Here is a 1,100-nt window from a genome sequence, read left to right as displayed (position 1 = left end):
GAGTCTGCGGGGAGCACGGCGGTGACCCGGCGTCCGTGCGCTTCTTCCACGCGGCGGGGCTGGACTACGTCTCCTGCTCCCCGCTCCGCGTACCGGTCGCCCGGCTGGAAGCCGGCCGCGCCGCGCTCCCGCCGTCATCCGCGGGCAGCAGCACCTGAGGCAGCCGCTCCCGGACGGCGCGGGCCCCGACCGGGGCCCTCCCGCAGGGACCAACGGGCCGGCCGCCGGGCCCGTCGGCCCCTGCGGGCGCCTCCGGCACGGGGGTCGGCTGAGCGTGGCGACGGGGGGACACCCTGCTCCACGAAGGGCATGACCATGACGAACGAAACGCAGAACTCCCACGCGTATCCGGTCGGCTCGCGCGGGCTGGGCGCGGCCGCCGGGTTCGTCGTCGGTCCGGTGGCGCTGGCGGGGGTCGCGGCCACCGCGACGGTCCTCGCCAGGGTGCTCGGCCAGTGGCGGCACTTCTTCCCGGGCCTGCACGTCACCGCGGAGATCCGCCCGGACACCCCGCCCGGCGGCTGCTGGACGCCCCTCATGCGGCCGCCCTCGTCGTCATCGGCCTCCGCAACCGGGACTCCCGCCTCGGGCCGCGCACCGGAGGCCGCACCCGTACTCCGCTGCACCGCTCCCGGACCCCGGTGGCGGTCGTCCCGCACGACTGATCGCGGCCCCGCCGCGGTGCCGACGGCTCGAGCGGCCGTCGGCACCGCGGTGTGCTGTCCCGTGTTCCGTACCGGCGTGCTCTCAGGCCGTGTCGTCCGGGCGGCGGCTGTGCATCACGCCCACGACTCCCTCCACCCGCCAGGCCGCGCGCAGCAGGGCGAACGGGTCGACGGAGGGGGACGCGAGCCCTTGGAGGGTGACGACTCCGTCCTTCACCTGCACCCGGACGGCAGCGCCGCCGGATGCCGGGAGGTGGGCCGAGACCTCGGCCGCGACATCGGAGCGGATCTCGTCGTCGGTTCGCCGGAAGACCCGCAGGAGGTCGCGGCGGGTGGCGATGCCGACGAGGCGGTCCTCCTCGTCCACCACCGGCAGCCGGTCGACGTGCCGGCGCTCCATGACGCGGGCGGCCACGGCCACGCACTGTTCGGGAT

At 76.5% G+C, this 1,100-nt stretch carries 3 protein-coding genes; 2 read left to right on the top strand and 1 reads right to left on the bottom strand.

Annotated features, from left to right (window positions below; all coding sequences use genetic code 11):
• Both VR44_RS48390 and VR44_RS44940 read left to right on the top strand, forming a co-directional pair.
• The coding region (locus VR44_RS48390) for a putative PEP-binding protein (RefSeq protein ID WP_157880273.1) at positions 1–158 on the top strand (158 nt) is incomplete at its 5' end.
• Positions 159–455: 297 nt separating this feature from the next.
• On the top strand, positions 456–665 hold the full coding sequence (locus tag VR44_RS44940; RefSeq protein WP_157880272.1) for an adenine nucleotide alpha hydrolase family protein: 210 nt from the start codon (positions 456–458) through the stop codon (positions 663–665).
• Positions 666–747: 82 nt separating this feature from the next.
• On the opposite strand, the gene VR44_RS11470 is transcribed toward VR44_RS44940, so the two are convergent.
• A partial coding sequence (locus tag VR44_RS11470; RefSeq protein WP_045947336.1) for a CBS domain-containing protein occupies positions 748–1,100 on the bottom strand: 353 nt, incomplete at its 5' end.

This window comes from Streptomyces katrae, assembly GCF_000966975.1.
In the GTDB taxonomy this organism is placed as follows: Bacteria; Actinomycetota; Actinomycetes; order Streptomycetales; family Streptomycetaceae; genus Streptomyces; species Streptomyces katrae.
Note: the sequence above shows the minus strand (reverse complement) of the source record. Positions and strands in the feature narration are given on the sequence as shown.